Annotated in this window: 1 pseudogene; it reads right to left on the bottom strand. The window is 40.6% G+C overall.

The features are described from left to right. Positions 1-3,138, bottom strand: a pseudogene (locus tag FS875_RS10295) (hypothetical protein); the annotation flags it as partial.

The following is a 3,138-nucleotide window of genomic DNA, read 5'->3' as shown; positions in this document are numbered from 1 at the left end:
TTTCCTCAGAACTGCCATCCTCGTTAAAGCTCAATATCGTAAAGCTTGGTGCTACCCACTGACCATTCTCAAACTTAGCACCACCACCAAAATAGCTCGCTAGCGTCTGATTCAAGGAATATAGCTGACCACCATTCACTGCTTCTGTTGAATCTGCTGAAAGGCTCCCTGCCTTAACACCGGAGAGACTACGTTCTGCACCATTACTATTAGCAATAGTGATTTCTGTTCCCTCTTTCTCTGCTCCGATCTTGATGACCTTACTCTCTTCATCCTGCTTGACAAGACTATCATTCACCACATTGTTGATGTGATTATTAATATCAGTAACAGCATTCGTCACTTCATTATGAAGATTTGTGAAAGATGTACCAACACTCGCAAAGGCTTTTGCTACATTATCATAGCTCTGCTCTTCAACCTTGCCACCATCTGCACTTACTGTATTAACCTTAAAGCTTGGAGCTGTCCACTGACCATTCTCATACTTAGCTCCGCCACCAAAATAGCTCGCTAATGTATTATTCATCGAATAAAGTTGAGAACCATTCACTGCATCAGCTGATGTTTCTGTAAGTGCTCCTGCTTTTACACCTGTAAGGGTTCGTGATGCTCCATCAGTATTCGCAAATGTAACTTCAGTGCCACTCTTTTCACCTCCAACGGCAATAACATGTGTCTTCTCATCTTGCTTAACAAGACTATCTCCCACAACTTGGTTAATCTCATTCTTAAGCTCTTTATGAAGACTGGTGAAAGAACTTCCTACACCAGCAAAGGCTTCCGCTACTGTCTTATAGCTCTGCTCTTCAACCTTATCGCCATTAGCATTCACTACGTTAACTTTGAAGTTTGGAGCTGTCCATTTGCCTTCTTTATATTCAGCTCCGCCACCAAAATAGCTCGCTAACGTATTGTTCATCGAATAAAGTTGTGAACCATTCACCGCATCAGCCGATGTTTCTGTAAGCGCTCCTGCTTTTACACCTGTGAGGGTCCGCGCAGCATCTCCACTATTAGAAATGTTAATGCTTGTACCACCTTTTTCCGCACCGATCTTGATGACCTTACTCTCTTCATCCTGCTTAACAAGACTATCACTCACCACATTGTTGATGTGATTATTAATATCCGTAACAGCATTCGTCACTTCATTATGAAGATTCGTGAAAGAACTTCCAACACCAGTAAAGGCTTCCGCTACTGTCTTATAGCTCTGCTCTTCAACCTTATCGCCATTAGCATTCACTACGTTAACTTTGAAGTTTGGAGCTGTCCATTTACCTTCTTTATACTCAGCTCCACCACCAAAATAGCTCGCTAACGTATTGTTTATCGAATAAAGTTGTGAACCATTTACTGCATCACTTGAATTAGTTGTAATATCTCCATCCAAAATGTGCGTAATCTTGCTAGATGTTCTGTCTTTTCCTTCGCCATGTTGCGCACTAAAGGCTTTGTCTTCCTTGCTCCATGATAAAGAATCCTGGGCAACACCCTCTGAGACTTCCTTAATGCGATCATTCACATTCTTGATATTCTTATCAAGACCTGCAAACGCAGAGCCTACATCTGTAAACTCTGTCGAATTTACCTGACCATGAGTATCAACCTCGGATAATTTGTAGGTTGGCCCTGTAAAGACACCATTCTCAAAGCTTGTATCTCCCCCTAAGAACTTGGCAACATCTTGAGAGAGGGTGTTAATCTGACCACCTGTAACCACATCATGGGAATCCTTGGAAATCTGTCCATCAGCAACATTATGAAGACCAACAGGTTTATAATCCTTACCCTTACCTAAAGTCACACTCGTATAATCAGTTTCACCACTTTCCTTCTTATCATAATGAACTACCGCTGAATCATCTGACTGAAGACTGTTAGAAAGTTGCTTCAAACTTTGATCAAGTTGCGCTTTATTAACCGCTTCATTATCTTTCGTCGCTGTCTTAACTCCAGAAAGCGTACGATCCTCACTATTCTTGTTAGCAATATTAACTTCAGTGCCGGCAACTTCTTTACCAATAGTAATCGGATCTGTTTCTTTTGCTTGCTTAACAAGGTTATCACTAACTACTTGGCTAATCTTATTGTTTACCTCATTATGAACATCTGTAATAGAAGTGCTAACGCCTGCAAATGCATCCGCAACATTGTGATAGGTCTGTTCTTCAGTTTTACCATCCTTATTGAACTGCTTGACTTTGAAGTCTGGTGCCGTCCATACACCATTCTCATATTTTGTACCTCCACCTAAATAGGTTAAAATCATACTGTTCAAAGAATAGAGTTGGTTACCCGTAATTGCATCCGTAGAACCAGAAGCAATATTTCCATCAGCAATATTATGAAGAGCCGTGGCAGTTTTATCTTTACCACCAAAAGTTACACTTCCATAATTAATGGTGCCGTCCTTCTTATCATAGTGAACAACGGCTGAATCATCTGATTGAAGATGATTAATCTGGTTGGTAATCTCAGTGGTAAACTTATTCTGAACGTTTGTGATAGAAGTACCAACACCTTCAAAAGCTGCTGCTACATTCTGATAAGTCTGATCTTCAGTGTTGCCATCAGCATTAACTGTTTTAACTTTAAAGCTAGGTGCTTGCCAGTTGCCTTGTGCATCATAGCCGGCACCACCACCAAAATAAGTCGCAACCTTATCACCTAAAGAATAAAGTTGTGAACCATTGATTGCATCAGTCGAATCTTTTGTAATATCCCCGGCAGCAAGGAATTTAATTTTGCTATTGGTTTTTTCTTTTCCATGCTGAGCAACAAAGGCTTTTTCTTTCTCATTCCAATTCAAAGAATCCTGTGCAACGCCCTCTGAGACTTCCTTAATACGATTATTTACATTCTTGATATTTTCATCAAGGCCAGTAAACGCAGAACCAACATCATTGAAGGTATTATCTGTTATTTTACCATCTGCATCGACATTGGATAATTTATAGGTCGGCTGTGTAAAGGCTCCATTGTTAAAGGCTACACCTCCCCCTAAGAACTTTGCAACATCTTGAGAGATGGTGTTAATCTGACCACCTGTAATAGCATCCTTAGAACCAGAAGCGATATTTCCATCAGCAATATTGTGAAGAGCCGTGGCAGTTTTATCTTTACCACCAAAAG

Source organism: Bartonella saheliensis, assembly GCF_902162175.1.
This window is presented reverse-complemented; position numbering and strand designations above follow the sequence as displayed.